Raw genomic sequence first — 20,766 nt, forward strand, 5'->3', positions numbered from 1 at the left:
TGCCGCACCACGGAAGCAGAACCTAGCATTCATGCGGCTCTCAGCCGGATGTGCGGGATTTGTGCGGGTTTTCGGTGGACGAAGGCTCGAACTTCCGAGCGCAACCATAGCCGGTTGCGCGGCGTTGAGGTGGGCGCCTCATCGGGGAAACCAGGGAGCCGCACCAGCACGTCGCGGGCGTGGCGAACCGAGCAGCGGTGCATCTGCGCGATCTCATCCAGAGTCATCAAATCGTTCATACCTTCGGCCCCCAGGCCCCTTGAATCATTGCAACTAGTTCTCGGTGGTGCCTCCAGCCGTCAGGAGGCATGGCCTTGTTCTCTGGCGGCTCCAGGGCGTGGATGTAGGCGCTTTCAACCGCCGCCAGCAGTCGCTCCTGTACCGGCACAAACGCGTACTCCACGAAAGGCGAACGCGCGCCCCGCTTCATGGCCCAGTAGTGCTGCACGTTGCGGTAGCCGACGCCAACAGACTTGCCGACGTACAGCAGACCGCCGTCCTCCCCAAAGAGCATGTAGATCCCGCACGCCTCGCCGCTGGGCGGGTACTTGCCTGCTGGATACACCTGGGCATCCGGCCGCAGCAGCAGAGCGCGGATCTCATCCGGCGTGAGGTACTCGTGCTCGCTGAGAAACTCGCGGTCGCTCATTCCTTTTCCTCCCGAGCCGCGCCAATCTCTGCGGGCGAAGAATTCAGGGCGATCTGACCTGTGCCGTGCGGTGTCTGCGCTTCTAAAACTCGAAATCTCATGTCCTCGAAACGCGGGAAGCGCCCGGATTCGTCGTAGAACCTCCAGGCGAGGCAGAGTGCGCATTCCGGGTGGAAGCTGCGGCATCGCTTGCCCCAGCGGTAGGCCCAGTCACGCGCCACCCATGCGCGCCGTTCACGGTGACGCTGCTTCATAGATTGCCCTCCCTCGCCGTAGGAGCCGCACTCGGACCCGGCGCGGTCGTATCTGCTTCGCTTCTTTCCAGCAGAGCGCGAAGGTTTGCTGCGCAATGGTCGCATCCAACTGCCTCCAGGCGCTGCGCACACGCTTCTACTGCTTCTCTCCTTATTGCTTCTACTTGATCGGCTGTGTAGGCGTCCTGAGCCAAGAAGCCACCCCGGCGAACACTGTGGAACCCGGGCTCAGGCAGGGGCGGTAGCTTATTCATTGCTTCCTCCAGCTTCAGAGGCTTCGTCGTCAATGCGTGTCCACACCACGCCGCCACCGTCCTTCGTGGAAAGGGCGATCCGGTGCAGCCCAGGCCGCGCCTCAAACATTGCGTGAATTGCCTCTGGAACACCGCCGTCGTTGTCCACCGGCTGCGGCCCAGAAAGCGTGAACTTGCCCATGATTTCCAGCGGAACGCGCGAATGCGCACCGTGATAGCGGATTGCCTTGCTGCCCTTCAGCAGAAACTTAGTCATGCGTTCCTCCAGATTCAGAACAGCCGACAGAGCCAGAACAGCCGGATTTATCTTGCCCGTGCCTGCCGGTGTCTACGCCCTTACTCGGAGGCGCCGGAAGCGGCATCCAGTGCGTGGGCGAAATGTTCCCGAGTGGCCCTTGCCATCGGCCCTTCCCGCGCTCAGTGAAGTTGTAGGTGCCGATCACCGCATACTCGCCAACCCAGAGAAGGAGCCGCGGCGAATGCGGCATAAACCACCTGTCGTAATCGAACGGACCCGTGGGCGCGGTTTCAATCGGCTGCCACGTAGAAGACTCATCGGTACGCGCGGTCGAATGATCTGAATTGGACTTGTGTGCTTCACCCATTGCTGCTCTCCCCGCCAATACCGTGAGCACGTTCGATGGCTCGGGCGAAGCGCATGATTGCGGCGTCCTCAAGCTGCAGCGTGCAGTGCAGCGGCGAAGCTCCACCGGACTGGATGACCATTTGTCCTAGCGCGTCCGCTGTCAGCGGCCTCCTGCTCTCCCCGCCTGCGCGAGACAGGATTGCGCGGGCTTTCCAACCGTCGAGGGCGATCTGATCCCACCCAGGGTGGGGCCGAATAACTTGGCAATACTTGCTTGCTCGCCACCACACCTCGAAAGCGTTGCGCTCGTCTTCATCGCTCAGCGTGAGAGCAGCCGGGGCCTTTACCCGAGCGTCCATGGCCCTGGACCAATCTTCAAACTCGGCAGGCACATGTTCATCCTGCTTCTGCGCTCCGGCTGCGCTCTCACGGCTCGGTGCGATAGCCTCGCTTGCACGCACGCATCGGGGGCAAGCGCAGGCGATCTCATCTCCGCGCTGCTCGATGTAGTCCAGCAAGTCGTGTTGCGTGGGGCGTCCGGCAACGTACTTGTCTGTCACCCATCGGATGCCTTTGTTGCCTTGCGCCACTTCTTCCGGGGTGAACCTTTTGGGGCCTTCGTAAGCCTCACCCGACGCGCCAGCGCCCGCATGTCCCATCTTGTTTTCGTGCTGCGTCATTGCTGCTGCTCCTTTGGTGCTTTCGGCTTGCAATGGCATTGCTTTGCAGCCCGCTCGTTCAGCTTATCCCGCTCTTGCTTGCTCATCGTGTACGTGTAGGCTGAGAACAGGTACTTGCGGCAGCGTGGGCACTTGAAATCTTCGGTGCGGCTGGTCATTGCTGCTACCCCTTGGTTTTCAGCACTGCATCAATGCGTGCGAGGGCTGCGCGGTGTCCAGCTACCGTGCCATCGAGGTCGTGTTTCTGTTTGAAGTAGTCGGGGGCATAGGCGGCCCAATCCACGAGGCTTTCGATGGCTCGCTCGAAATCCTCCCGCGCATCACCCAGCACGGCCAGGATGTCGGGCTGTGCGGCAGGAGATGCAGCGTCGTACCCCGCGCGCCAGCCTGCCTGCCAATCTTCGGACGCACGCTGGCCGAACCTCATGCGAACCACGCCCTGCGGTGCGGCAGGGGATGCGGCGAGGGCTGCGCGGACACTTGCAGGGTTGAGCGATGTCACGGCGGCGGCGTTCTCGTTCTCGATCCCGGTCGGCTCCTGCGGTGCGGGTACTGCGGCAGGGGATGATGCGAGGGCTGCGCGAAGCGTGGCGCGAAGCGCGGCGTGGGCGGTTTCTGATCCGATCAAGTCCAGCGGGAGGCCGTAGTGCTGGTGGTCATAGCTGCGGGCAATCACGTCCAGCTTCCACAAGACCGCGTCAAGCTGCTTGTCCGTCACCGGCTGGTCTTGTACTGCTGAAGGGGCAGTATTCAGATCATCTTGCCCGTGCGGTCCCGTGTCTGCGGCTTCACGGCTCGGTGCGGCTGCGCCTTCACTTACCCGCTTGTATCGCATCACTGCAATAGCAAGTTCCAGCGCCACTTCGTCTTTCCCGATGCCTGTGTCGTACCACTTACAGGCAAGGCGCACGATCTCAGCGATTAGAGCCGTAGCGTCCTCACTCGACGCGCCAGCCACCGAATGAACGGGCTGGGCTGCGCTTTCATGGTGCGGTGCGTTCATGCTGTCTGCCTCACTGAAAAGTCGCATGGGCAGCTTCATTCACGAGGCTGCTGTCGGCGTTGAGTTCTGCAAGTTCAGCATCCGTCAGGGGCACTCCATCGCGTTCTGCATAGGAGATGAAGGCGTCACTAAAGTCCGGGTAGTCCCAGGCGTGGACGCTCTCGACCTGGATGTTGTCGAGCCCGTTCATGCGGCCACCTTCACCTGCTTGGCCGACTTGATCGCCGCGCGGGTCTTGCTGTCCAAGATGCACCACAGGCCCATCGACTGCTCATCGTCCAGTTGCTCGGCCGTGACTTGCGCATAGGCATCTGCGGCGCGGTTGTCTGCTACCAGACGCTTCAAGTCCTCGGCCAACTGGCGCAGGTAGTCGCGCGTCTCGGGCTCCAGTGCGTCGAATGCGCTCACGCCGTCCGCGTTCATCGTGGCCGAGCTGCGGAAGCTCCCGGCGATAACCGGGCCGCACTTCTTCTGCTCGGGCTCCTCGCCTTCGGGCAAGTCCTCTCCGGCGTAGATGTACAGGCCCAGCCCGTGCATGCTGATTGCCTTGGTCAGGCAGCGCACGATGGCGGTGTTGATGGCGAAGGCGTCCGGCCCCTTGATCGCCTGGTTCTTGTGGTTCATCACCGGCAGCAGGCAGGTCTTGGTGTGCCCCTTGATGGTCACGGCCACCTTCACCATGGCGGAGCCGTCCGGCAGCAGCATGCAAGGAAGCAGCGAGCCCTCCTGGTTGAACTCGGCCGCTTCCCAGGTCGCCAGCGGGTCGATCTTGAGCACTTCGGCCCAGGCCCAGGCCCAGGACAGGTACGTGAGTCCGTTCTTGCGCTCGGTGTGCTCGTTCACGTTGATCTTGAGTAGCTCGCTCATTGCATCTGCTCCTGCTCTTTAAGGTTGTCGATTGCTTCCTGTTCGGTGGCGCCGTGCCCGACGAATCCCTCGGGGTCGCGGTATGCCTGCCAGTCGTGATCGCGCACGGGAATCGGCGGGTGCACGAATGCGGTGTGGATCTGCTGCTCGTTGTCGGCCAGGAGCTGCAGGCTGTCGTGGTCAAACCAGTTGGGCTCGTCGTTCACACAAACCCCCTCAGCGCTGCCAGCGCATAGCCGCCCAGGCTGATGAACACCGCTGCTGCCAGCACTACGTACAGAGCGATTTCGGTTGCAGACACAGAGCCGTCCATTTGGTGGCTGGCGTTGGCCTGGGCTTCTACGGTGCGGGGCGTCATGGCTGCTCTCCGGTTGCTTTGGCGATGGCTGCGAACGCGGCGAGGACGAACTTCGCCTGCCCGTTGCCCAACTCCTTCTCACGCCACCAGTGCGCGACTTCCTCGGCCCGCGTGTGGGTGCCGGCGAAGGTTTGCGGCAGCAGTCCCACCAGCGCCTCCAGCAACTCCGGGGCGGCGAGGATCAGACGCTTGTTAGCCTTTGATTCCTCGCTCCAAGGCCCATAGGGCTCCGCCGTACCCTCGTCCAAGTCGTAGCACTCGATGTAGGCGATGCGGTCATTTGGAGCGGGCGCCCCGTAGCGGATCACGTAGCCGAAGGGAGAAATCAAGCCAAGGTCCAGCCACGGGCCGGGTGTGTGCGTCGTAGAAGCTTGCCCGGCGCGGGTGGTCGAATGAACATTCGTTTTCATTGCTCACGCTCCCACGATCCAGCCAAAGAAAAGAACCACTGCACCGAGCGCACAGGCGAGCATTGGTGCGAGGTCGTCCTTGTCGAACAGGGGCTGTTTCTGCTCGAAAACGGGACCACGCTCATAGGGTCCGAACGCCGATTCGAGGGTGCGCGGATAGGTGCGCGTGTTCAGGTCGCCGGCCGGGCAATCGCGACCCTGGCGGCAGTTTTGGGAGCAGGGCGGGCAGTTCATGCAGCCTCCATGCGGCGGTCGCGCAGATCGTCGGGGCTGATGCCTTCCTCGATGCTGTCGAGCAGGTATTCCTCGATGCGGTCGTATGCGGTGGCAGACAGAAGATCGGTGAAGTCCTCGCCCTCAAACATCACGCACTCGATTTCGATGTGAGCGGGCGCGCCGGGGTAGGGCGCATCGCCGTAGTGCTGTGCGGGCTCGGCGGGGGAGTAGTCGAAATCGACCACGAAGGCCGGGCCGAGGCAGGAGACGGTGGCGCGGCTCATGCGGACACCTCGGCGTCGTAGGTCAGCGCCTGCAGCTTGCCGATCTCGGCCAGGATGCGCTGCTGCTCGCGGTGGAAGGCGGCGCGGGCCTTGTCGAGCTGCTCCTGCAGCGCCTGGACGGCGAAGCGCACCTGCTCGTCGTGCGGGATCAGCCGGATCGTCACATCGGCCTCACCCATGCGGGCGTAGTCGCTGAACGTCTCCTTGTCGGGTCCACCGTAGAGAGTCAGCATGCTCGCTGCGCCGACCGCATCACCGTGCTGCAGCGCCGCGGTGAGTTCGTGCGGCTTGGTGTACGGGCTGAGCCACACGGCGACGGTGGCGGTGATCGTGACGGGTTCGTTTGCCATGCTGCTCTCTCCTGTGAGGGCTCAACGTGAGCCGATGAGAGATTATTAGCGCCGCGCTAACGGTTGTCAATAGCGCGTCGCTAAAGTAGCATGGCGGCGCGAATACGTAGGTTGCTACGTAGTTGGCAGCATGAAAAAAGCCCGCTCGCGGCGGGCTCAGGAGGTGGGTGATGGATTTATCGAAGCGGGTAGCGCGGATGCGGTTCTACAACATGCGCAGCACTAAGAAGCGCGGCAAGCAGGTGCGCAAATCAGGACCGCGCACCACCCGTCTCAAGTTGACGAGGGAGTTTGACCGCCTGCGGAATCTGATGTCATCAGTGACAGCAGACATCCGCGAATCGCGGCAATCTGCTCGTCCGTGAACGTGTGCTGCAGTAGGAAGTCGTTCACTGCGTAGTGCGCTCTCGCCAGATCCGTTAGGCCGGCCGCGCCGGCATGCGGAAGAAGGAGGTGAGCGGCCATGCGATATGCCCAGGCTTCCGCCTCGAGCTGCTGGAGGCGATTCATCTAGTCAGGCTTCCACTTGCTGCGCGAGAAGATCGCTGCGACCGGCTGCACTGAATCCAGTTCTTCGCGGTAGATCGTCCTGCGCGTGCCGCCGTTGACGGAAACGATCTCGATGGAGTCGGTGCGCTCAATGAGCAGCTCCTTGACCATCTTCTGGCCGCTCCTGAGTTTGACCAGCACGTACTCGCCCGGCACGAGCTGCCCGCTCGGCTCGATGACGACGTAGGAGCCGTCCCTGATGGCGGGGTGCATGCTGTCCCCGCGAACGCGCAGCGCGTAGGCGTGCGGGTCGCGGCTGGTGTGCTCTAGATGACCGTCCCCAGCTCCGGGGATCGAGCTGATTTCTTCGTAGAACCCGTCCTCGCCCATCTTCGCCGTCCCGACTACTGGCACATGACCGCCACTGGAGACTACACCAGCGAACTCCAAGGTGTGTGAGGGCAAAGGGTTCACCGGCAGCACCGGCTTCTTTGTTGCCGGATCGAACTTGATCGGACCTTGCTGCGGCGCGTCCATCCACCCGATAGGAAGCTGCAGCGCCTGCTCGATCTGCCGCGCCAACACGCCACCCATATTCCTGGGCTTTCCCGTCTTGCTATCCGGGCTGCGGTTGAACACCTGGCTGAGCGTCGCGTCTGCGCGTGGCCGCCCCAACGCGTCGTTCAAGGCGGCCTGACTCCCCGCGCCATCCGAGAGGAGGACGAGGTTGTCGCGTCTGGTTTCACCAACGGTCTTCACCCGCTCATTACATAGCGGGCCGCTAAAAGACGGAATTCGCGTGGCGCTATTGACATCCCATAGCGACACGCTAAGATAAAGCTCATGAAACTGAGCGAATACCTAAAGGACCGCGGATCGCGCCAAGCGTTCGCGGAGAAGCTGGGCGTTCCCGCTCCGCTCGTCTCGCAGTGGGCCAACGGTGACCGCCCGGTGCCCATCGAGCGCTGCGTGCAGATCGAAACGGCCACCGATGGAAAGGTTCGCCGCTGGGACTTGCGGGCCGACTGGCTGCAGATATGGCCCGAGCTGGAGCGACGCAAAGGGATGCGCTGAGGCGCTCCCTTTTTTTGTCTCCGCACGGTTGAGGACGAGCTAGCCCGAACGTATTCGAGCAGCAAGCGCAGAGCAAGAACGTAGGAAATCGCTTCGTCTTTGGGTAGGCGGGGCTTGATGAGGAGAGAGCCACATGACCGATGGAACGCGAGAGGAACTCATCAGGGTGCGTGCAGCGCTGATCGATGAGTGCCACAACAAGGCCAGCGCCTACGACGACTTCCACGAGTTCTGGATGCTGCAGGCGCGCTCTCACTTCCACTGCATGCGCGAGTTGATCCTGGGGCGCTCTGCGGCCTACGTGCGTTCCCTTGAAATCCAGCGAGGGCTCGTCTGATGCGTGACTACGGCAAGGTCTACACCAAGTTCTGGGAGAGCGAGGACATCCGCGCCCTCTCCGACGACGGCCGACTGATGGCCCTTTACCTCATGACCTGCACCCACGGCACCATTGCCGGGGTCTTTCGCCTGCCTGACGGCTACGTGTGCGAGGACATGCAGTGGGCTTCTGAAAGGGTTGCAGAAGCCCTTTCGGAACTGTTCGCGAAAGGGTTCGCCAACCGTTGCGGAACCACGAAATGGGTGTGGGTTCGCAAGCATCTGGAGTGGAACCCCCCCGAGAACCCGAACCAACGCAAGGCGGCGGTCAAGATCGCCCTGTCCGTTCCGGCCGAATGCTGCTGGAAGCTAGATTTCATGCGGGTTTGCGGGCCGTCGCTGTCCATCGAACCCCCTGCGCAAGACAACCCTTGCGAAACCCTTGGCGAAGGGTTCCTTAACCAGAAACAGAAACAGAAACAGAAACAGGAAAGAGAAGAAGCGTCGCCGTCGGCTCCGCCACCCACCCCGCCTGCGGCAGATTCCCGGGGGACTCGACTTCCTGCTGACTGGACTTTGCCTGCTGACTGGCGTGAGTGGGCCGCCAAGACCCGCCCCGACCTGGACCCGGATGCCGTGGCCGAAGGCTTCCGCGACTTCTGGATCGGCAAGCCGGGCAAGGACGGGCGCAAGGCGGACTGGCAGGCGACCTGGCGCAACTGGGTTCGCAGCACCAAGGGGCAGTTCCTGGCGGCGTCGGCTGCACGGACCCCGGCAACCTCGCTGGCGGGGGCGCTGTGATGAGCCTCGAGTCCCTGCTGCGCCTGCGCCGCACCGGCAGCCGCCCGCCCACCGTGACGGTGATCGTCGGCACGCCCCCGGCATGGCTGGACACCTCCGCGCCGGACAAGGTGGTGATCGACAGCGATCCGGCCCGCCTGAACCTGCACGCCCTGTACGGCATGGAGGTGAACCTCATCGACATCCAGCCCGACACCGATCTGCTGCTCAAGGCGATGGACGCCACCGCAGCGGCTGGTGCGCGCCCGCTCGGAGCCTGCACCCACGAGGGTGCCTGCGGCGTCAGCGCCGAGCACGAACTGTCCATGCGCCGCTACCGGGAGAACCTCATTGGCCGCTAACCCCATGTTCATTCCCGACGACATGGACTTTTCCATGTGGGAGCGCGAGACGGACGCCAAGCGCAACGTCAAGCCGGCCGGCGAGTGGGTGGGCGACCTGATCCACCGCCTGCGCAACCCCGACCGCACCCCTCCTGTGCTGCTGCCGTGGGAGAAGACGCACGGCGTGTTCCGCTTCCGCCCCGGCGAGATGACGCTGTGGGCCGGGCAGAACGGGCACGGCAAGACCGGCGTTGTGAACCAGGTGCAACTGTCCCTGATCGGGCAGGGCCAGAAGGTGGTTCTGGCGAGCTTCGAGGCATCCCCGATGGCAACCATCGAGGCGATGGCGCGGATGTACTGCGGCACGAACCCGTATAGCCCTGAGTACCAGGAGCGAGACGGAATCGAAGCCCTGGCCGCGCTGTACCAGGAGTTCGGCGAGTGGGCGACGGGGAGCCTGTGGCTCTACAACCAGCACGGCACCGCCGACAGCGCCAACGTGATCGGCATGGCCCGCTACTCGGCCAAGGAGCTGGGCTGCCAGCACATCGTCGTGGACAACCTCGCCAAGTGCGTGGCCGGCGAGGACGACTTCAACGGGCAGAAGAAGTTCGTTGACGAACTGACCTCGATTGCCCGCGACAACCGCTGCCACGTCCACCTTGTCCACCACATCCGCAAGCCCGCCAACGAGGGCACGGTGCCGGACAAGCACGACATCAAGGGCACCAGCGCGATCACCGACCAGGTGGACAACGTGATGCTGGTGTGGCGCAACAAGCCCAAGGAGGACGACATCAAGGCGAACGGCGCGCACGCGAAAAAGCGCGACGAGCCCGATGCGTACCTCCTGTGCCGCAAGCAGCGCTTCGGAGACGAGGAGCCAACGATCAAGTTGTGGTTCGACAAGGACTCCAAGCAGTTCAAGGGCGATGCGAGCGACCCGCTCATGTTCTTCCCCAACTTCCCTCACAGGCCGACAGCATGACGCACCGCACCGACGAAGCGCAGACACCGCAAGGCACGGGTCAGATGTCCTCTTTGCCTTCGTGCTCCTCCTGCAAATCCTGGCAGCCCAAGCAATCCGGCGGCATGGCAAAGCACCGCATGGCTATCTGCGAGAGAAACCCGCGCTGGAAGTTCTTTCCTCCGCAGTCTTCTTGCCCGCACTTCCAGGCTGCGCCGACTGATGTTGTCGAGAGCCGAATTGTTTGGTTGGGAGCAGCACGATGAAAGATGCTCATTTGACCGCCCGCGCCGACCAGGCTTCTACGGCTCGCCGGGCCGCCCTTCTCCTGGCTGGAGCTGTATTGGCAGGGTGCCAGCCTGTGGGGGCGTCGAAAGACAACCAGATATTCCCCGAGGGCTCGCAGAGATTCGTGGCGCCAGGCAACCACATCTCGTGGGTTGTTCCGGTCCGCTTGGATAGCGGCGAGCGGTGCGTCCTTGTCGTCAAGAACAGTGCCGGAGCGGCCATTGCCTGCGACTTCAGCGAGGTCCGCAAATGAGCGCCATGTCCCGCCGCAAGGGCGCAGCAGCGGAGCGCGAGCTGTCGAAGCTGCTGTCCGAAGAACTCGGCATCGAGATCGTTCGCAACACCGACCCGCAGCGCGTGACGGGTGGCGACATCCTCACGATCCCCGGCTACTCGCTCGAAGTAAAGCGCTGCGAGAGCCTGCGCCGGCCGAGCTGGTGGGAGCAGAGCCAGCGCCAGGCCGCGCGGGTGCGGCTCGAGGGGGTGGTGTTCTACCGCCAGTCCCGCAAGCCCTGGAGGGCTCTGGTGAGCGCAGAGGGCGGCTATGCAGACGTGACCTTTGAGGAGGCGCTGGACCGACTCAGGGACAAGCTGGCACGCCTTTACGGACTCTACCGGGACGCCGCATGAGCAAGCGAATCTTCGTCCTGCAGCCCAAGCCGCACCCCGCCCGTCGCCTGGCAGCGCAGTGCGTGCTCAACGACGCCCCCGATGGTTACGCCGTCACCGTGGCGCCGCTGACCCGCTCCATCGAGCAGAACGCAAAGCTGTGGGCCTTGCTGCACGAGGTGAGCGAACAGGTCGAGTGGTACGGCAAGCGCCTCACGCCCGAGGACTGGAAGCACCTGTTCTCGGCAAGCCTTCGCAAGCTCTCGGTGGTGCCGAACCTCGATGGCACGGGATTCGTTGCGCTGGGCCTGTCCACCAGCCGCATGAGCCGCGCCGAGCTGTCCGAGCTGATCGAACTCATCCACGCCTTCTGCGCCGAGCGCGGGGTGGCTCTTTCTGACGAGGTGACTGCATGAACAACTACCGCTGCGTCCATTGCGGGCGAGTCGTCCTGCGCGAAAGTGTCAAGGCATGGGTGCGCAGCTTCTGCGAGCGAACGGGCCGCACCGTTCATCTATTGCGGGTGACGGCATGACCTTCGCTCGCAAGCACTCCGAATGGCTAGAGGCCAAGGCCGCGCGCAAGGAGGCGAACCTGCGCGCCAACGCAACGCCCTCGCGCTCCCTGCACACGCCCACCTACGAAGGCGCCACCAGCGGGCAAGCCGTGGACAAGGACGCCCCCGTGCGCAGCGAAGCGTATCGGCGCCTGGTTGCCGCGCTGCCCTGCTGGGAGTGCCGCGCCGCGCCTCCCTCGCAGGCTGCACACGCGAACTTCGGCAAGGGCATGGGGATGAAGACGGACGACCGAACCTGCTGGCCCGCCTGTGTCACATGCCATCGCAGCCACGACCAGGGCGGCATGGATCGGATGGTGCGCCGCTTCATCGAGGAACTCGCCGGGCGCGACACACGCGCCGCAATCCTGGCCGCTGGCAACTGGCCCAAATCACTTCCCACATGGACGGAGGACAAAAACCATGAGTGACCATTCGACCACCCGCGCCGACGAGGCTTCTACGACTCGCTTCCGCAAGAAGCCCGTCGTAATCGATGCGTTCTGCCTGAATGGCGGCGCCATGCCTGACTGGTTTCTTGATGCTCGCTCGGCCGGAACGGTGCGGACCTACGCGCAGGGCACCGGCAACCCCTTCAACGACCCGCTCACGCATGCGGAGATCGACACGCTGGAGGGAACCCACAGGGCAGACCGTGGCGACTGGATCATCAAAGGCGTCAAGGGCGAGCTTTATCCGTGCAAGCCGGACATCTTTGCCATGACCTACGAGCCAGCGGGGGACGCATGACGCAGCGAGCCGTAGAAGCGCAGACACCGGCAGGCACGGGCGCAATGATCCCTTCGGGTTTCAGCTTCCCCGACCGTCTCCCAAAGTTGCCCTCTCGCAAGCGCAACGCGATCAATGAATCTCTGGTCGCCAAGCTCGCCCGCGTGCTCGGATGGAGCCGCTACGCATGAAAGACCGGGTAATCGAACAAGTGCGCGAGAAGCTCCTGCAGCGCTCTCAGGCCGGCATCGCCAAGTACGGCACCACGCTGGACCGAGACGACCTTCGGGGCGTGGAGTGGCTGCAGCACCTGCAGGAGGAGCTGCTCGACGCAGCCGGCTACCTGCAGCGCCTCATCAACCTGGCGGAGGACGGCCGGTGATTACTTTCGTGGATACGGTCGCGCAGATCGTGAAGAGCATGGGCAAGGCGACCATCGCGCAGATCGTTGAGATCGCGCCCCACATGACGCAGGCGCAGGCATCCAAGGCGGCGCGCAACGCGGTCGCCAAGGGGATGATTCATTCGCTCGGACAGCGAGGAGGGCGGCACACGGCAATGTTTGCGCCCGGCCCCGGCGAGGCGTTCTTGCGCCGCATGGAGCGCAAGGCGGCAGGCGGTGTGCTGGTCGAGCCGCGCAACGAGTGGGCGCATGGACGGCCGGCGAGCGTGTGGGACTTCGGGCAAGGGGTGTCGCGATGACGGACCTGATCGAGCGCATTCGCGCCAAGTGCGTCGAGGAGGGCGACTGCTGGATTTGGCAGGGCGGCGCCGGAGGGCTGCAGCGGGACCAGCCGCGCATGCACTTCAACAAAAAGAAGCGTCAGGTGCGCCGCGTTGTGTTTACCGAACTGCTCGGCGGCAAGCTCGGCAAGGGGCACGGCGTCTCGACCAAATGCGGAACCTTGCTGTGCGTGTGCCCCGAGCACATGAAGAAGACGACGACGAGCGAGCGCTCGAAGAAGGCCGGCGAACGGGGGGACTACTCGACGCCGCTGCGCCGCGCAAGGGTTGCGCTCGGCAAGCGGGCCAATTCAAGGCTCACGCCCGAGGCCGTGCGGGAAATCCGCGCTTCGGACGAGGCGCAGCCCGTGATAGCTGCGCGCTGGGGCATCTGCAGGAGCACGGTCAGTCAGATCAAGTTGGGCAAGACGTGGCGTGAGTATCGGGCCGAACCGTTCGCGGGGCTTATGCGATGAGAAAGCGTTGCAAGCGCAAGGTCTACGGCCTGGTCAATCCGATCCTGCATGCCCTTCAAGGCGCGGCCATCACCGATGTGGCGGCGCTGAACAAGCTGCGGGTGCGCGAGGTGCGAGCCCTCGAAGCCTTCCAGTTCGGGCGGGCCGATCTGCGCGACTGGCAGGACCTTGTGGACATGCTGAACATCGCAGAGACGATGGCTCGCGGCGGGATCGGCCCCGAGGTGCTGCCGGTGTGCGAGCAGGCGCAGGAGGCGCTGCTGCAGGCCGGCGAGCGCCAGCGTGCCGGCAAGCGCATGGGTGTGGACGGGCCGGGCCTGGTGGCGCTGCGCGAGTTGGCCGAGTACCACGACCTGCAGCGCACCAGCGTGAGCCGCGCCGAGTACGAGCGGGCCATCACCAGAACGAGCAACCGCATCCGGGGCGCAGCTCCCGAGGTGAAGGTGCTGGGCTAAATCAACCGAGGAGCGAGGGGAAAACATGCAGAGGGACAACCTTATGAGGGCTCGGGAGTTCATGAACTATGACCCCGACACTGGCTTGTTCACTTGGCGGGTAAAGCCGAACCGAAACAAGCGAGTAGGCGATTGCGTCGGCTCGCGCGCGGGGAACGGCTATCTGCGCACGCGGCTGTTTGGGGTGGATGTCTCGCTACACCGCCTGGCATGGGCGTTCATGCATGGCGACTGGCCCACACAGGACATCGACCACATCAACGGCGACAGGACGGACAACAGAATCGCGAACCTTCGGGATGTTCCGCGTCGAATCAATGCGCAGAACCTTCGACGTGCGCGGTCAAACAACATTTCGGGGCTGCTTGGTGTGGCGACCCTGGCGAACGGCAAGTTTTTGGCTCGAATCCACGTCAATGGCAAGAACGTCAGGCTTGGGCTGTTCACGTCTCCTGCAGAAGCTCACAGCGCTTACATCGCTGCCAAGCGGGAGTTGCACGAGGGGTGCGCTGTATGAGGCGAGATGATTTCATCGACTTCCACTACGTCGAGCCTCAGCAGCTTGCCATGCACGACCGCCTCCTGAACTGGGCGCGGTATGTGCGAGTCAAGCCAATCCTGTGGCAGGCGCCGATCTGGAGGCTGGGCAAGAGCAAGGGCCGGCAGTGGCACGAGCCGACGATTGCCGAGCCCACCGACACGCTGGACGGCCACGCCATCGAGAAAGCCGTGGCGGCGCTGCCCGAGCTGCACCGCGAGGCGATCCGGTGGCACTACGTTTGGCGCACGACCCCTGCGCATGCAAGGCGGGTGCTGGGCGTGACCAACGAGGGATTGCAGCGCCTGGTGGTCGATGGGCGTTCTATGTTGACGAACAGGAGAATCTAAAGATGGATGATTCAACCGCCCGCGCTGAGAAGGCTTCTACGACGCCTGCGCTCAGCGAAGACGACGTGAATTGGATCGTCAATAACCTGGGCGAGCTAGGCGTGATGATCCACGGGCAAGCCTTCTTCCTCTACAAAGGGCGCTCTCTGGTGTACGAAAGCGGAACCCATGACGACGGCGCGCCAATGCTGTATCGCATGGTCGGCAAGCGCGAGTTCGGAGAGACGTGCTGGCCGCTGAAGTGGGTAGTAGAAGGCCGCAGGCAGGCCCGATACACAGAGGAACTGGTCTTCACTCCGGGCCTTAGCTTCGGAAGCCCTAGCGATGGCGCCTGGAGGCCGCTAGGACCGGCTCCCAGTACGGGCGTAGACACGGAACCGCACGGGCAGAATGTCCCCTGTATTCCGTAGGGTATTGACTTGACAAGCTCATCAGTGCTAGGATTGGGATAACGAGCGCGAGTAGTCGCAGTGAGTCGTTCATCCATGCGGAGGGCTTCGGCGTCCGTAGAGGGTGACGGCAAACGCATGGGGATTTGTGGATACGCCCGGTACGGTTGACCTCCGGGAGGAGAGCCTTCCACTCGTCTCCAGCCGTTTGCTCCGTTGCGGGAAACCGCTGGACGCTCCCCGGGGAGCTAATCGGAGCACCAACACAAGGCCCGCCCTTCGCAAGATCGGCGGGCTTTTTCGTGCTCGGCAGTCGCCCTACACCTCAACGCTCGCGCAGCAACGAGGGCGTATCTGCCAGCCTTATTTACCCGGGACGCTTGCGAGGGTCGAGACGCCTTCGCGCTGATGCGCACCTTCTCAGCCGGATTTACGGCTTGCCCAGGTAACGCGGCCTGGGGTCGGGGATCTCGGGGTGACAAGCCCCACCTATACACGCCGACCAGGGCGCCCCAGCAGTTGCCAGCACACGAGCCGTCAGGCTTGAGGCAGGAGAGGGCGCGCGGCGCAGGGCACGCAGTCACACCCTGACGACATGGGCTGCACCTGATGCCGACGCAGACACGACGCGGCCCCATCTCCAGGGGCAATGCGGGCGGGCGGCTCAGAACGAATCAACCAATGGCCGCAGTGAGCGGCTTTCACGCAGGAAAACGCTCATGGCAACGCTCACCTCATCTTTGAACACGGCTTTCACGCCGGCAGCCGGCGACTTCATCGTGCAGTGCTCGGCGGGGACCGCATCTCTGGAGCGCAGGAACACCTCGGGCGCGGGCTGGGTGCGGGTGGGCGAGATCACGGGCAACAACGCCTTCATCGTCTCCAACCCGGTGGCGGGTGCGCAGTATCAGTTCGTTGCGGTGGGATCGGGCACGCCCACGGTGCAGGCGGACCAGTAAATGATGCGTTCGGCGCTGCAGCCGGCGATGCGCTCGGCCTTGGCGATGGCGGTGAACCGGCTTGTCTCGGCTGCAGCAGGGCCGACGCTTGGCGATGAGCTGAATACGTCGCCCGCCTCCTGGACTGTGCAGGCGGGCTGGACGAACAACGGCGACGGCAGCTATAGCGGGACAAGCGATAGCGGGTTCTATAGAACCGTTGCAGGAACCGATTCCGGCGTCAACCTCGAAGTGTCGCTGACGATCAGCAACTACACGGCCGGCACGGTCGTCGTCTCGTTGCGAGGGACCACGCACACGGTGGGGTCCGGCAACGGCGTCAAGACGTTCCGCCTCCTCGCTGGCCCGTCCGGCGACGGCAACTTCTACATCTACGGCTCAGGCGGGCTGAGTTGCACGATTTCCGCCATCTCGGTCAAGCAGGTTCTGTAGCTGGCCGAACTGACCTGGCAGACCCCAGGGCATACAAGAGTGACCAGTCACTCTGACCCGAGGCGATCAACCCCAAGAGGAATCGCAGTTCATGTCTAAAGTAGAAAAAGTAGATAAGCCGCGCCGCGTCAAAACTGGCGGTAGGAAGCCTGGCACACCGAACAAGCTAAGCGCCACGGTCAAGGACAACGTGCTGTCGGTGTTTGAGCAGCTCGGGGGCGTTGAGCACATGGCGATGTGGGCCGCAGAGAATCCGACGCCGTTCTACAACCTCTACGCCAAACTGATCCCCACTGAGAGCAAGGCAACGGTGGCGGTGTCGGGTGGGTTGGTTCTGGTGCCGGGCAAGAATGTCTGAGCCGATCCTGTGGCAGCCCACAGACAAGCAAAGCGAGTTCCTGTCGGCCACCGAGGACGAGGTGCTGTTCGGCGGCGCTGCGGGCGGGGGCAAGTCCGACGCCATCGTGATCGACGCGCTGGGTGCGGCCTTCGACGGCTGGAAGAACCCGCGCTACCGGGCGCTGCTGATACGCCGCTCGTTCCCGCAGTTGCGCGAACTGATCGACAGGACGCGGGTGATCTACCCCGCAGTGGACCCCGGCGCATCGTTCAAGGAGGCCGACAAGGCGTGGGAGTTCTCCAGCGGCGCCAAGATGATTTTCGGCTTCTGCGAGCGCGACCCCGATGTGTACCAGTACCAGGGGCAGGAGTTCCAGTGGATCGGGATTGACGAGCTTGGGCACTTCCCGACAGCGTTTGTCTATGAGTACCTGACATCGCGCCTGCGCTCGCCGGACAAGAGCCTGTCGTGCTACATGCGGGCGACCTGCAACCCCGGGCCGAAGTGGATCATGCAGCGCTTTGGCATCACCAAGGGCGGGCAAGCCTCGTTGGTGCAGCTCGATGTGGAAGGGCGCATCTTCAAGCGACGCTTCATCCCGTCGTTCCTCTCGGACAACCGGCACCTCGAAGGCACCGGCTACCGCGAGCGGCTGCTGCAGTTGCCCGATGCTGAGCGGCAGATGCTGCTGGAGGGGCGCTGGGACGTGTATGACGTGCCTAGCGCGGTCTACAAGGACGAGATGCGCCAGGTGCGCGACGACGGGCGCATCAGGCCGGTGCCTCACGACCCGATGCTCAAGACGCACACCGTGTGGGATCTCGGCTTCGCCGACTACATGAGCGTGATCTTTGTGCAGCGCGGCCCGGACGGTGTGCTGCGGGTCATCGACTACCTGCAAGACAACCGCAAGCCGCTGGACTACTACATCCGCGCGATGAACGCCAAGCCGTACAACTACGGCACAGACTTCATCCCGCACGACGGCGCGAGCAAGCACTTCCTGACGGGCAAGAGCACCAAGGAAGTGATGGAGGCGATGGGGCGCAACGTGATCGTGCTGCCAAGGACCGATGTTGACGAGGGCATCAAGCTAGCCCGCATGGTGTTCTCGCGCGCCTACTTCGATGACCGCAAGACCGAGGGCCTGATCGAGGCCCTGCAGACCTACAAGTACGGCGTCAACGGGAAGACGGGCGCCTACACACAGCCTGTCCATGACGACGCCTCACACGGCGCCGATGCCTTCCGCTATCTCGCAATGTGCGAGGGGCAGATGAACAACGGGGACTGGGGCAGCCAGAAGCTCACCTACCCGGATATGGGGATCATCTAAATGAAAATGTCCGACGACCAATTGCGCGTGCTGCTGCACCAGGAGGTGAGCCAGGCTGCCGCATGGTCGGACAGCAACATCCGCGAGGAGCAGGAGCGCAACCTGCGCTACTACCTGGGCCTGCCGATGGGCAACGAGGTGGCCGGACGCTCTCAGGTGCTGTCCTGGGATGTCTTCGAGATTGTCGAATCGGCCATGCCGAGCTTCATCGAGCCGTTTTTCGGCGGCGACCGCATTGGCGAGTTCCAACCGCGCACTCAGGACGATGAGGCGTATTGCGAGCAGGCCACGGATTACGTGAACTACCTGATCAAGGACGCCAACCCGGGCTTCATGATCTTCACGACCTGGCTCAAGGACGCCCTCATCAGCAAGGTGGGGGTGGTGCGTGCCGAGTGGCGCGACGAGCCGCCCAAAAAGGGCGAGTATGTCGGCCTGAGCGACGAGCAGCTCATTCAGATCGCCCAGGACCCAGCCATCGAGATCACCGAGCACAAAGCCTACCCGGTCCCCGGCATGCCGCCTCTGAACGAGGCCGAGCAAATCATGCTGGGCGGGCAGGTGCAGATCCCGATGCTGCACGACATCACCATGCGCAAGAAGCAGCCCGGCTGCGTGCGGGTGGAGAACGTGCGCCCGGAGAACTTCATCATCAGCCGGGGCGCCAAGTCCACCGAGGCCGCGCGCATCGTGGGCGAGTTCGTTACCTATACGCGCTCGGACCTGGCCGAGATGGGCCATCCCACCGATGTGGCGAGCTTCGATGCGCACCAGTTTGATGGGCAGATTGAGGTGCTGCGAGACGACACATCGGGCATCGTGCGCGAGAACGACGGCAGCGCAGACCCGGCGATGGAGGAGGTCACGCTCTTTCGAGGCTTCGTGCGCTGCGACTACGACGGTGACGGGATTGCCGAACTTCGGCGGGTGCTTGCCGCTGGAGACCAGGTTCTGGAGAACGAGGAGGCGGAATGGCAGGACTACTGCATCATCACGCCGATTCCGATACCGCACCGCGTCATCGGCATGGGCTACGCCGACCCGGCATCGGAGATCCAGGACATTAAAACGGCGCTGACCCGCCAGTACCTCGACAGCCTCTACCGCGCCAACAATCCGCGCACCTACGTCAACATGCAGGCGTCGGTGAACCTCGATGACCTGCTGACGACTCGCATCGGCGGCGTGGTGCGCGGCAATGGGCCTGCGGCCAACGCCATCCAGCCGCTCATGGAAGTGGCGGTGAGCCGCGATGCGCTGGAGGGCATCCAGTACGCGGACAACATGCGCGAGACGCGCCTGGGGATCACCCGCTACAACCAGGGCCTGGACTCCGACAGCCTGAACAAGACGGCCACGGGCGTGCAGAAGATCATGAACGCGGCCGACAAGCGCCAGCAGATGACGCTGCGCATCATGGCGGAGACCGGCATTCGCGACCTTTTTCGCCTCACGCTGCGCCTGATCACCAAGTATCAGGACATGGCATCGACGGTGCGCCTTCGCAACCAGTGGGTGCAGTTCAACCCGCAGGGCTGGAACCCGGACATGGACTGCGTGGTGGCTGTGGGCGTGGGCAACGGCGACAAGACAGAGACGCTGATGATGCTGCAGCAGTTCGGCCAGTTCATGGCGCAGGCGGTCCCCTTCGGCGTCGTGAAGCCCGAGAACGTCTATGAGTTCCTCCGGCTCGTTGCCAAGAACGGCAAACTGCGCGGCGCAGAGGAGAAGCTCATCACCGATCCGAGCAAGAACCCCCAGCCGCCGCAGCCCTCGCCCGACCAGATCAAGGCGCAGGCCGACGTGCAGAAGTTCCAGGCCGAGAAGAACCACGAGACGACCGAGGCCGACAAGGACCGCGCACACGAGGAGCGGATGAAGGCGGCCGAGCTGGCATCGCGCGAACGCGAGAAGCTGCTCGAACTGGCCGCTGCGTTCCTCGCTGGGGGGCAGGGCGGGCCGAACATGACCAACGGCTCGACGCTTGACCAGAGCGCCCAGGCGCCGGGCTTTTCTATGCAGGACGTACAGGTGGCCGCGCAGGCTATCAACAGCCTGGCGAACGAGCTGCAGAACCCGAACCCGACCCTATGACAGACAGCCAAGCCAAAGACATCCGGCGCGGTGAGCACGCCCGCCGAATCCTGGACGACGAGATGGTGCAGCAGGCACTTGTGGCGGTGAAGGACGCCATTCGCGATCAGATGTTCGATTTGCCAATGGCGGCTGCGAAGGAGCGCGAGATGCTCGCCTACATGGACAAGGCCCGCCAGCAGTTCGAGGGCTGGTTCGCCGCTGCGCTGCAAGGCGAGCGCATCGCCCGCGTCGAGATCGAAGCCGAACGCCAGGCGCAAAGCCAGTTGGCACGGATCAAGGAAAGGGTGCGCTCATGGGCCGCGTGAAGAAAGCAGACGACGCAGCGATAAACCTGCAGCCGCTCGCGGTGGAGTCGGTGGCTGGCAAGGCGCTGCCTCTGCTCGAGTACATCGCTGCCAACGAGGCCCGCAAGCTGGCCCAAGGCGTGGTGCTGGTGCGGGTGACGCATCCAGAGGAGCCCGCCGAGCGCGTAGTGGAGCGCAACTACAGCGGCGTGATCGTGGCTCCCGGCCCGCTCGGCTGCCTGTGGTCTGACGGCTCGACCGAATAACGATTCTTTAACCCGGCGCGCGGCGGCTTTTACCGCGCGGCTGACCAGTTAGGCAC

43 protein-coding genes are annotated in these 20,766 nt (G+C 63.6%); 26 read left to right on the top strand and 17 right to left on the bottom strand.

Translation table 11 applies throughout. The features are described 5' to 3' along the window. Positions 1 to 29 precede the first annotated feature (29 nt). From WG922_RS21365 to WG922_RS21435, 16 genes are all read right to left on the bottom strand, one after another. Positions 30 to 239: a hypothetical protein gene (locus WG922_RS21365; RefSeq protein ID WP_340285057.1), complete on the bottom strand. Its 210-nt coding sequence runs from the start codon at positions 237 to 239 to the stop codon at positions 30 to 32. Next, a complete protein-coding gene (locus WG922_RS21370; protein WP_340285058.1) occupies positions 236 to 649 on the bottom strand; it encodes a GIY-YIG nuclease family protein in 414 nt (137 codons plus the stop codon). The genes WG922_RS21365 and WG922_RS21370 overlap by 4 nt, the downstream gene beginning before the upstream one ends. Continuing rightward, complete coding sequence (locus WG922_RS21375) at positions 646 to 903, bottom strand: hypothetical protein (RefSeq protein ID WP_340285060.1); 258 nt, start codon at positions 901 to 903, stop codon at positions 646 to 648. Before WG922_RS21375 ends, WG922_RS21370 begins: the two co-directional genes overlap by 4 nt. Positions 904 to 1,149: 246 nt before the next feature. Beyond that, complete coding sequence (locus WG922_RS21380; protein ID WP_340285061.1) at positions 1,150 to 1,413, bottom strand: hypothetical protein; 264 nt, start codon at positions 1,411 to 1,413, stop codon at positions 1,150 to 1,152. Further along, positions 1,406 to 1,762: a DUF551 domain-containing protein gene (locus WG922_RS22040; RefSeq protein WP_445322869.1), complete on the bottom strand. Its 357-nt coding sequence runs from the start codon at positions 1,760 to 1,762 to the stop codon at positions 1,406 to 1,408. Before WG922_RS22040 ends, WG922_RS21380 begins: the two co-directional genes overlap by 8 nt. After that, positions 1,755 to 2,423, bottom strand: coding sequence for a hypothetical protein (locus WG922_RS21385; RefSeq protein ID WP_340285062.1), 669 nt, complete (start codon positions 2,421 to 2,423; stop codon positions 1,755 to 1,757). The genes WG922_RS22040 and WG922_RS21385 overlap by 8 nt, the downstream gene beginning before the upstream one ends. Continuing rightward, positions 2,420 to 2,581, bottom strand: a complete 162-nt coding sequence (locus WG922_RS21390; protein ID WP_340285063.1) for a hypothetical protein — start codon at positions 2,579 to 2,581, stop codon at positions 2,420 to 2,422. Before WG922_RS21390 ends, WG922_RS21385 begins: the two co-directional genes overlap by 4 nt. Positions 2,582 to 2,586: 5 nt before the next feature. Beyond that, positions 2,587 to 3,465 carry a hypothetical protein gene (locus WG922_RS21395; protein ID WP_340285064.1) on the bottom strand — a complete coding sequence of 293 codons (879 nt, stop codon included), beginning with the start codon at positions 3,463 to 3,465 and terminating at the stop codon, positions 2,587 to 2,589. Further along, on the bottom strand, positions 3,437 to 3,616 hold the full coding sequence (locus WG922_RS21400; protein ID WP_340285065.1) for a hypothetical protein: 180 nt from the start codon (positions 3,614 to 3,616) through the stop codon (positions 3,437 to 3,439). Before WG922_RS21400 ends, WG922_RS21395 begins: the two co-directional genes overlap by 29 nt. Next, a complete protein-coding gene (locus tag WG922_RS21405) occupies positions 3,613 to 4,293 on the bottom strand; it encodes a Sak single strand annealing protein (RefSeq protein ID WP_340285066.1) in 681 nt (226 codons plus the stop codon). The genes WG922_RS21400 and WG922_RS21405 overlap by 4 nt, the downstream gene beginning before the upstream one ends. Then, positions 4,290 to 4,499, bottom strand: a complete 210-nt coding sequence (locus WG922_RS21410) for a hypothetical protein (protein ID WP_340285067.1) — start codon at positions 4,497 to 4,499, stop codon at positions 4,290 to 4,292. The genes WG922_RS21405 and WG922_RS21410 overlap by 4 nt, the downstream gene beginning before the upstream one ends. Beyond that, entirely contained in the window at positions 4,496 to 4,651 is a 156-nt protein-coding gene (locus tag WG922_RS21415; RefSeq protein WP_340285068.1) for a hypothetical protein, read from the bottom strand. The genes WG922_RS21410 and WG922_RS21415 overlap by 4 nt, the downstream gene beginning before the upstream one ends. Continuing rightward, positions 4,648 to 5,061 carry a hypothetical protein gene (locus tag WG922_RS21420; RefSeq protein ID WP_340285069.1) on the bottom strand — a complete coding sequence of 138 codons (414 nt, stop codon included), beginning with the start codon at positions 5,059 to 5,061 and terminating at the stop codon, positions 4,648 to 4,650. Before WG922_RS21420 ends, WG922_RS21415 begins: the two co-directional genes overlap by 4 nt. Before the next feature lie 3 nt (positions 5,062 to 5,064). Continuing rightward, positions 5,065 to 5,295, bottom strand: a complete 231-nt coding sequence (locus tag WG922_RS21425; RefSeq protein WP_340285071.1) for a hypothetical protein — start codon at positions 5,293 to 5,295, stop codon at positions 5,065 to 5,067. Next, positions 5,292 to 5,561: a hypothetical protein gene (locus WG922_RS21430; RefSeq protein ID WP_340285072.1), complete on the bottom strand. Its 270-nt coding sequence runs from the start codon at positions 5,559 to 5,561 to the stop codon at positions 5,292 to 5,294. The genes WG922_RS21425 and WG922_RS21430 overlap by 4 nt, the downstream gene beginning before the upstream one ends. Beyond that, complete coding sequence (locus tag WG922_RS21435) at positions 5,558 to 5,911, bottom strand: hypothetical protein (protein WP_340285073.1); 354 nt, start codon at positions 5,909 to 5,911, stop codon at positions 5,558 to 5,560. Before WG922_RS21435 ends, WG922_RS21430 begins: the two co-directional genes overlap by 4 nt. Positions 5,912 to 6,081: 170 nt before the next feature. Between WG922_RS21435 and WG922_RS21440 the strand changes: the two genes are divergently transcribed. Next, positions 6,082 to 6,276: a hypothetical protein gene (locus tag WG922_RS21440; RefSeq protein ID WP_340285074.1), complete on the top strand. Its 195-nt coding sequence runs from the start codon at positions 6,082 to 6,084 to the stop codon at positions 6,274 to 6,276. Positions 6,277 to 6,421: 145 nt separating this feature from the next. On the opposite strand, the gene WG922_RS21445 is transcribed toward WG922_RS21440, so the two are convergent. Further along, positions 6,422 to 7,159: a S24 family peptidase gene (locus tag WG922_RS21445; RefSeq protein WP_340285075.1), complete on the bottom strand. Its 738-nt coding sequence runs from the start codon at positions 7,157 to 7,159 to the stop codon at positions 6,422 to 6,424. A gap of 84 nt (positions 7,160 to 7,243) precedes the next feature. Here WG922_RS21445 and WG922_RS21450 point away from each other — a divergent pair, with 84 nt between their 5' ends. The 25 genes from WG922_RS21450 to WG922_RS21570 all read left to right on the top strand — a co-directional run bounded on the left by WG922_RS21450 (position 7,244) and on the right by WG922_RS21570 (position 20,710). Further along, positions 7,244 to 7,474 carry a transcriptional regulator gene (locus tag WG922_RS21450; protein WP_340285076.1) on the top strand — a complete coding sequence of 77 codons (231 nt, stop codon included), beginning with the start codon at positions 7,244 to 7,246 and terminating at the stop codon, positions 7,472 to 7,474. Positions 7,475 to 7,607: 133 nt separating this feature from the next. Further along, complete coding sequence (locus WG922_RS21455; RefSeq protein ID WP_340285078.1) at positions 7,608 to 7,811, top strand: hypothetical protein; 204 nt, start codon at positions 7,608 to 7,610, stop codon at positions 7,809 to 7,811. After that, positions 7,811 to 8,593: a hypothetical protein gene (locus WG922_RS21460; RefSeq protein ID WP_340285079.1), complete on the top strand. Its 783-nt coding sequence runs from the start codon at positions 7,811 to 7,813 to the stop codon at positions 8,591 to 8,593. Before WG922_RS21455 ends, WG922_RS21460 begins: the two co-directional genes overlap by 1 nt. Next, a complete protein-coding gene (locus tag WG922_RS21465; protein ID WP_340285080.1) occupies positions 8,593 to 8,934 on the top strand; it encodes a hypothetical protein in 342 nt (113 codons plus the stop codon). The genes WG922_RS21460 and WG922_RS21465 overlap by 1 nt, the downstream gene beginning before the upstream one ends. 4 nt (positions 8,935 to 8,938) lie before the next feature. Next, positions 8,939 to 9,904: a DnaB-like helicase C-terminal domain-containing protein gene (locus WG922_RS21470; RefSeq protein ID WP_340285081.1), complete on the top strand. Its 966-nt coding sequence runs from the start codon at positions 8,939 to 8,941 to the stop codon at positions 9,902 to 9,904. Further along, the gene (locus tag WG922_RS21475; RefSeq protein ID WP_340285083.1) at positions 9,901 to 10,149 is read left to right on the top strand and encodes a hypothetical protein; all 249 of its coding nucleotides are present in this window, start codon (positions 9,901 to 9,903) and stop codon (positions 10,147 to 10,149) included. The genes WG922_RS21470 and WG922_RS21475 overlap by 4 nt, the downstream gene beginning before the upstream one ends. A gap of 271 nt (positions 10,150 to 10,420) precedes the next feature. Next, positions 10,421 to 10,801: a putative PDDEXK endonuclease gene (locus WG922_RS21480; protein ID WP_340285084.1), complete on the top strand. Its 381-nt coding sequence runs from the start codon at positions 10,421 to 10,423 to the stop codon at positions 10,799 to 10,801. Beyond that, positions 10,798 to 11,196: a recombination protein NinB gene (locus WG922_RS21485; protein ID WP_340285085.1), complete on the top strand. Its 399-nt coding sequence runs from the start codon at positions 10,798 to 10,800 to the stop codon at positions 11,194 to 11,196. The genes WG922_RS21480 and WG922_RS21485 overlap by 4 nt, the downstream gene beginning before the upstream one ends. After that, complete coding sequence (locus tag WG922_RS21490; protein ID WP_340285086.1) at positions 11,193 to 11,315, top strand: hypothetical protein; 123 nt, start codon at positions 11,193 to 11,195, stop codon at positions 11,313 to 11,315. Before WG922_RS21485 ends, WG922_RS21490 begins: the two co-directional genes overlap by 4 nt. Further along, positions 11,312 to 11,767, top strand: coding sequence for a hypothetical protein (locus WG922_RS21495; RefSeq protein ID WP_340285087.1), 456 nt, complete (start codon positions 11,312 to 11,314; stop codon positions 11,765 to 11,767). Before WG922_RS21490 ends, WG922_RS21495 begins: the two co-directional genes overlap by 4 nt. Then, a complete protein-coding gene (locus WG922_RS21500) occupies positions 11,760 to 12,086 on the top strand; it encodes a hypothetical protein (protein WP_340285088.1) in 327 nt (108 codons plus the stop codon). The genes WG922_RS21495 and WG922_RS21500 overlap by 8 nt, the downstream gene beginning before the upstream one ends. 166 nt (positions 12,087 to 12,252) lie before the next feature. After that, complete coding sequence (locus WG922_RS21505) at positions 12,253 to 12,447, top strand: hypothetical protein (protein WP_340285089.1); 195 nt, start codon at positions 12,253 to 12,255, stop codon at positions 12,445 to 12,447. 8 nt (positions 12,448 to 12,455) lie between these two features. Next, positions 12,456 to 12,767 carry a hypothetical protein gene (locus WG922_RS21510; protein WP_340285090.1) on the top strand — a complete coding sequence of 104 codons (312 nt, stop codon included), beginning with the start codon at positions 12,456 to 12,458 and terminating at the stop codon, positions 12,765 to 12,767. After that, positions 12,764 to 13,264: a hypothetical protein gene (locus WG922_RS21515; protein WP_340285091.1), complete on the top strand. Its 501-nt coding sequence runs from the start codon at positions 12,764 to 12,766 to the stop codon at positions 13,262 to 13,264. The genes WG922_RS21510 and WG922_RS21515 overlap by 4 nt, the downstream gene beginning before the upstream one ends. Next, on the top strand, positions 13,261 to 13,719 hold the full coding sequence (locus tag WG922_RS21520; protein ID WP_340285093.1) for a hypothetical protein: 459 nt from the start codon (positions 13,261 to 13,263) through the stop codon (positions 13,717 to 13,719). The genes WG922_RS21515 and WG922_RS21520 overlap by 4 nt, the downstream gene beginning before the upstream one ends. A 61-nt stretch (positions 13,720 to 13,780) precedes the next feature. Then, positions 13,781 to 14,236, top strand: a complete 456-nt coding sequence (locus WG922_RS21525) for an HNH endonuclease signature motif containing protein (RefSeq protein ID WP_340285095.1) — start codon at positions 13,781 to 13,783, stop codon at positions 14,234 to 14,236. After that, positions 14,233 to 14,607: a hypothetical protein gene (locus tag WG922_RS21530; RefSeq protein WP_340285096.1), complete on the top strand. Its 375-nt coding sequence runs from the start codon at positions 14,233 to 14,235 to the stop codon at positions 14,605 to 14,607. Before WG922_RS21525 ends, WG922_RS21530 begins: the two co-directional genes overlap by 4 nt. A 2-nt stretch (positions 14,608 to 14,609) precedes the next feature. Continuing rightward, a complete protein-coding gene (locus WG922_RS21535; protein ID WP_340285097.1) occupies positions 14,610 to 15,017 on the top strand; it encodes a hypothetical protein in 408 nt (135 codons plus the stop codon). 698 nt (positions 15,018 to 15,715) lie between these two features. Beyond that, a complete protein-coding gene (locus WG922_RS21540) occupies positions 15,716 to 15,955 on the top strand; it encodes a hypothetical protein (protein WP_340285098.1) in 240 nt (79 codons plus the stop codon). Beyond that, on the top strand, positions 15,956 to 16,387 hold the full coding sequence (locus WG922_RS21545; RefSeq protein WP_340285099.1) for a hypothetical protein: 432 nt from the start codon (positions 15,956 to 15,958) through the stop codon (positions 16,385 to 16,387). Between the two features lie 91 nt (positions 16,388 to 16,478). After that, on the top strand, positions 16,479 to 16,745 hold the full coding sequence (locus WG922_RS21550) for a hypothetical protein (RefSeq protein WP_340285100.1): 267 nt from the start codon (positions 16,479 to 16,481) through the stop codon (positions 16,743 to 16,745). Continuing rightward, positions 16,738 to 18,063 carry a hypothetical protein gene (locus WG922_RS21555; protein ID WP_340285101.1) on the top strand — a complete coding sequence of 442 codons (1,326 nt, stop codon included), beginning with the start codon at positions 16,738 to 16,740 and terminating at the stop codon, positions 18,061 to 18,063. Before WG922_RS21550 ends, WG922_RS21555 begins: the two co-directional genes overlap by 8 nt. Continuing rightward, positions 18,064 to 20,157, top strand: coding sequence for a portal protein (locus WG922_RS21560; RefSeq protein ID WP_340285102.1), 2,094 nt, complete (start codon positions 18,064 to 18,066; stop codon positions 20,155 to 20,157). A gap of 62 nt (positions 20,158 to 20,219) precedes the next feature. Further along, positions 20,220 to 20,465 (top strand): hypothetical protein, encoded by a 246-nt coding sequence (locus tag WG922_RS21565; protein WP_340285103.1) that lies wholly within the window; start codon positions 20,220 to 20,222, stop codon positions 20,463 to 20,465. Next, on the top strand, positions 20,453 to 20,710 hold the full coding sequence (locus WG922_RS21570) for a hypothetical protein (RefSeq protein ID WP_340285104.1): 258 nt from the start codon (positions 20,453 to 20,455) through the stop codon (positions 20,708 to 20,710). The genes WG922_RS21565 and WG922_RS21570 overlap by 13 nt, the downstream gene beginning before the upstream one ends. The last annotated feature ends 56 nt before the right edge of the window (positions 20,711 to 20,766 follow it).

Origin of the sequence: Ramlibacter sp. AN1015, from assembly GCF_037726105.1 — a bacterium.
Classification (GTDB): domain Bacteria; phylum Pseudomonadota; class Gammaproteobacteria; order Burkholderiales; family Burkholderiaceae_C; genus Ramlibacter.

What these genes read in the sequence shown, in the direction of transcription:
- WG922_RS21500 (WP_340285088.1), top strand. Translation starts at nt 11,760, where the DNA reads ATGAGTGACCATTCGACCACCCGCGCCGACGAGGCTTCTACGACTCGC.
- WG922_RS21505 (WP_340285089.1), top strand. Translation starts at nt 12,253, where the DNA reads ATGAAAGACCGGGTAATCGAACAAGTGCGCGAGAAGCTCCTGCAGCGC.
- WG922_RS21450 (WP_340285076.1), top strand. Translation starts at nt 7,244, where the DNA reads ATGAAACTGAGCGAATACCTAAAGGACCGCGGATCGCGCCAAGCGTTC.
- WG922_RS21545 (WP_340285099.1), top strand. Translation starts at nt 15,956, where the DNA reads ATGATGCGTTCGGCGCTGCAGCCGGCGATGCGCTCGGCCTTGGCGATG.
- WG922_RS21380 (WP_340285061.1), bottom strand. Translation starts at nt 1,413, where the DNA reads ATGACTAAGTTTCTGCTGAAGGGCAGCAAGGCAATCCGCTATCACGGT.
- WG922_RS21530 (WP_340285096.1), top strand. Translation starts at nt 14,233, where the DNA reads ATGAGGCGAGATGATTTCATCGACTTCCACTACGTCGAGCCTCAGCAG.
- WG922_RS21435 (WP_340285073.1), bottom strand. Translation starts at nt 5,911, where the DNA reads ATGGCAAACGAACCCGTCACGATCACCGCCACCGTCGCCGTGTGGCTC.
- WG922_RS21425 (WP_340285071.1), bottom strand. Translation starts at nt 5,295, where the DNA reads ATGAACTGCCCGCCCTGCTCCCAAAACTGCCGCCAGGGTCGCGATTGC.
- WG922_RS21420 (WP_340285069.1), bottom strand. Translation starts at nt 5,061, where the DNA reads ATGAAAACGAATGTTCATTCGACCACCCGCGCCGGGCAAGCTTCTACG.
- WG922_RS22040 (WP_445322869.1), bottom strand. Translation starts at nt 1,762, where the DNA reads ATGGGTGAAGCACACAAGTCCAATTCAGATCATTCGACCGCGCGTACC.
- WG922_RS21365 (WP_340285057.1), bottom strand. Translation starts at nt 239, where the DNA reads ATGAACGATTTGATGACTCTGGATGAGATCGCGCAGATGCACCGCTGC.
- WG922_RS21540 (WP_340285098.1), top strand. Translation starts at nt 15,716, where the DNA reads ATGGCAACGCTCACCTCATCTTTGAACACGGCTTTCACGCCGGCAGCC.
- WG922_RS21515 (WP_340285091.1), top strand. Translation starts at nt 12,764, where the DNA reads ATGACGGACCTGATCGAGCGCATTCGCGCCAAGTGCGTCGAGGAGGGC.
- WG922_RS21375 (WP_340285060.1), bottom strand. Translation starts at nt 903, where the DNA reads ATGAAGCAGCGTCACCGTGAACGGCGCGCATGGGTGGCGCGTGACTGG.
- WG922_RS21395 (WP_340285064.1), bottom strand. Translation starts at nt 3,465, where the DNA reads ATGAAGCTGCCCATGCGACTTTTCAGTGAGGCAGACAGCATGAACGCA.
- WG922_RS21550 (WP_340285100.1), top strand. Translation starts at nt 16,479, where the DNA reads ATGTCTAAAGTAGAAAAAGTAGATAAGCCGCGCCGCGTCAAAACTGGC.
- WG922_RS21400 (WP_340285065.1), bottom strand. Translation starts at nt 3,616, where the DNA reads ATGAACGGGCTCGACAACATCCAGGTCGAGAGCGTCCACGCCTGGGAC.
- WG922_RS21485 (WP_340285085.1), top strand. Translation starts at nt 10,798, where the DNA reads ATGAGCAAGCGAATCTTCGTCCTGCAGCCCAAGCCGCACCCCGCCCGT.
- WG922_RS21520 (WP_340285093.1), top strand. Translation starts at nt 13,261, where the DNA reads ATGAGAAAGCGTTGCAAGCGCAAGGTCTACGGCCTGGTCAATCCGATC.
- WG922_RS21385 (WP_340285062.1), bottom strand. Translation starts at nt 2,423, where the DNA reads ATGACGCAGCACGAAAACAAGATGGGACATGCGGGCGCTGGCGCGTCG.
- WG922_RS21480 (WP_340285084.1), top strand. Translation starts at nt 10,421, where the DNA reads ATGAGCGCCATGTCCCGCCGCAAGGGCGCAGCAGCGGAGCGCGAGCTG.
- WG922_RS21565 (WP_340285103.1), top strand. Translation starts at nt 20,220, where the DNA reads ATGGTGCAGCAGGCACTTGTGGCGGTGAAGGACGCCATTCGCGATCAG.
- WG922_RS21535 (WP_340285097.1), top strand. Translation starts at nt 14,610, where the DNA reads ATGGATGATTCAACCGCCCGCGCTGAGAAGGCTTCTACGACGCCTGCG.
- WG922_RS21415 (WP_340285068.1), bottom strand. Translation starts at nt 4,651, where the DNA reads ATGACGCCCCGCACCGTAGAAGCCCAGGCCAACGCCAGCCACCAAATG.
- WG922_RS21495 (WP_340285087.1), top strand. Translation starts at nt 11,312, where the DNA reads ATGACCTTCGCTCGCAAGCACTCCGAATGGCTAGAGGCCAAGGCCGCG.
- WG922_RS21470 (WP_340285081.1), top strand. Translation starts at nt 8,939, where the DNA reads ATGTTCATTCCCGACGACATGGACTTTTCCATGTGGGAGCGCGAGACG.
- WG922_RS21475 (WP_340285083.1), top strand. Translation starts at nt 9,901, where the DNA reads ATGACGCACCGCACCGACGAAGCGCAGACACCGCAAGGCACGGGTCAG.
- WG922_RS21465 (WP_340285080.1), top strand. Translation starts at nt 8,593, where the DNA reads ATGAGCCTCGAGTCCCTGCTGCGCCTGCGCCGCACCGGCAGCCGCCCG.
- WG922_RS21430 (WP_340285072.1), bottom strand. Translation starts at nt 5,561, where the DNA reads ATGAGCCGCGCCACCGTCTCCTGCCTCGGCCCGGCCTTCGTGGTCGAT.
- WG922_RS21555 (WP_340285101.1), top strand. Translation starts at nt 16,738, where the DNA reads ATGTCTGAGCCGATCCTGTGGCAGCCCACAGACAAGCAAAGCGAGTTC.
- WG922_RS21440 (WP_340285074.1), top strand. Translation starts at nt 6,082, where the DNA reads ATGGATTTATCGAAGCGGGTAGCGCGGATGCGGTTCTACAACATGCGC.
- WG922_RS21525 (WP_340285095.1), top strand. Translation starts at nt 13,781, where the DNA reads ATGAACTATGACCCCGACACTGGCTTGTTCACTTGGCGGGTAAAGCCG.
- WG922_RS21390 (WP_340285063.1), bottom strand. Translation starts at nt 2,581, where the DNA reads ATGACCAGCCGCACCGAAGATTTCAAGTGCCCACGCTGCCGCAAGTAC.
- WG922_RS21370 (WP_340285058.1), bottom strand. Translation starts at nt 649, where the DNA reads ATGAGCGACCGCGAGTTTCTCAGCGAGCACGAGTACCTCACGCCGGAT.
- WG922_RS21490 (WP_340285086.1), top strand. Translation starts at nt 11,193, where the DNA reads ATGAACAACTACCGCTGCGTCCATTGCGGGCGAGTCGTCCTGCGCGAA.
- WG922_RS21560 (WP_340285102.1), top strand. Translation starts at nt 18,064, where the DNA reads ATGAAAATGTCCGACGACCAATTGCGCGTGCTGCTGCACCAGGAGGTG.
- WG922_RS21460 (WP_340285079.1), top strand. Translation starts at nt 7,811, where the DNA reads ATGCGTGACTACGGCAAGGTCTACACCAAGTTCTGGGAGAGCGAGGAC.
- WG922_RS21570 (WP_340285104.1), top strand. Translation starts at nt 20,453, where the DNA reads ATGGGCCGCGTGAAGAAAGCAGACGACGCAGCGATAAACCTGCAGCCG.
- WG922_RS21455 (WP_340285078.1), top strand. Translation starts at nt 7,608, where the DNA reads ATGACCGATGGAACGCGAGAGGAACTCATCAGGGTGCGTGCAGCGCTG.
- WG922_RS21405 (WP_340285066.1), bottom strand. Translation starts at nt 4,293, where the DNA reads ATGAGCGAGCTACTCAAGATCAACGTGAACGAGCACACCGAGCGCAAG.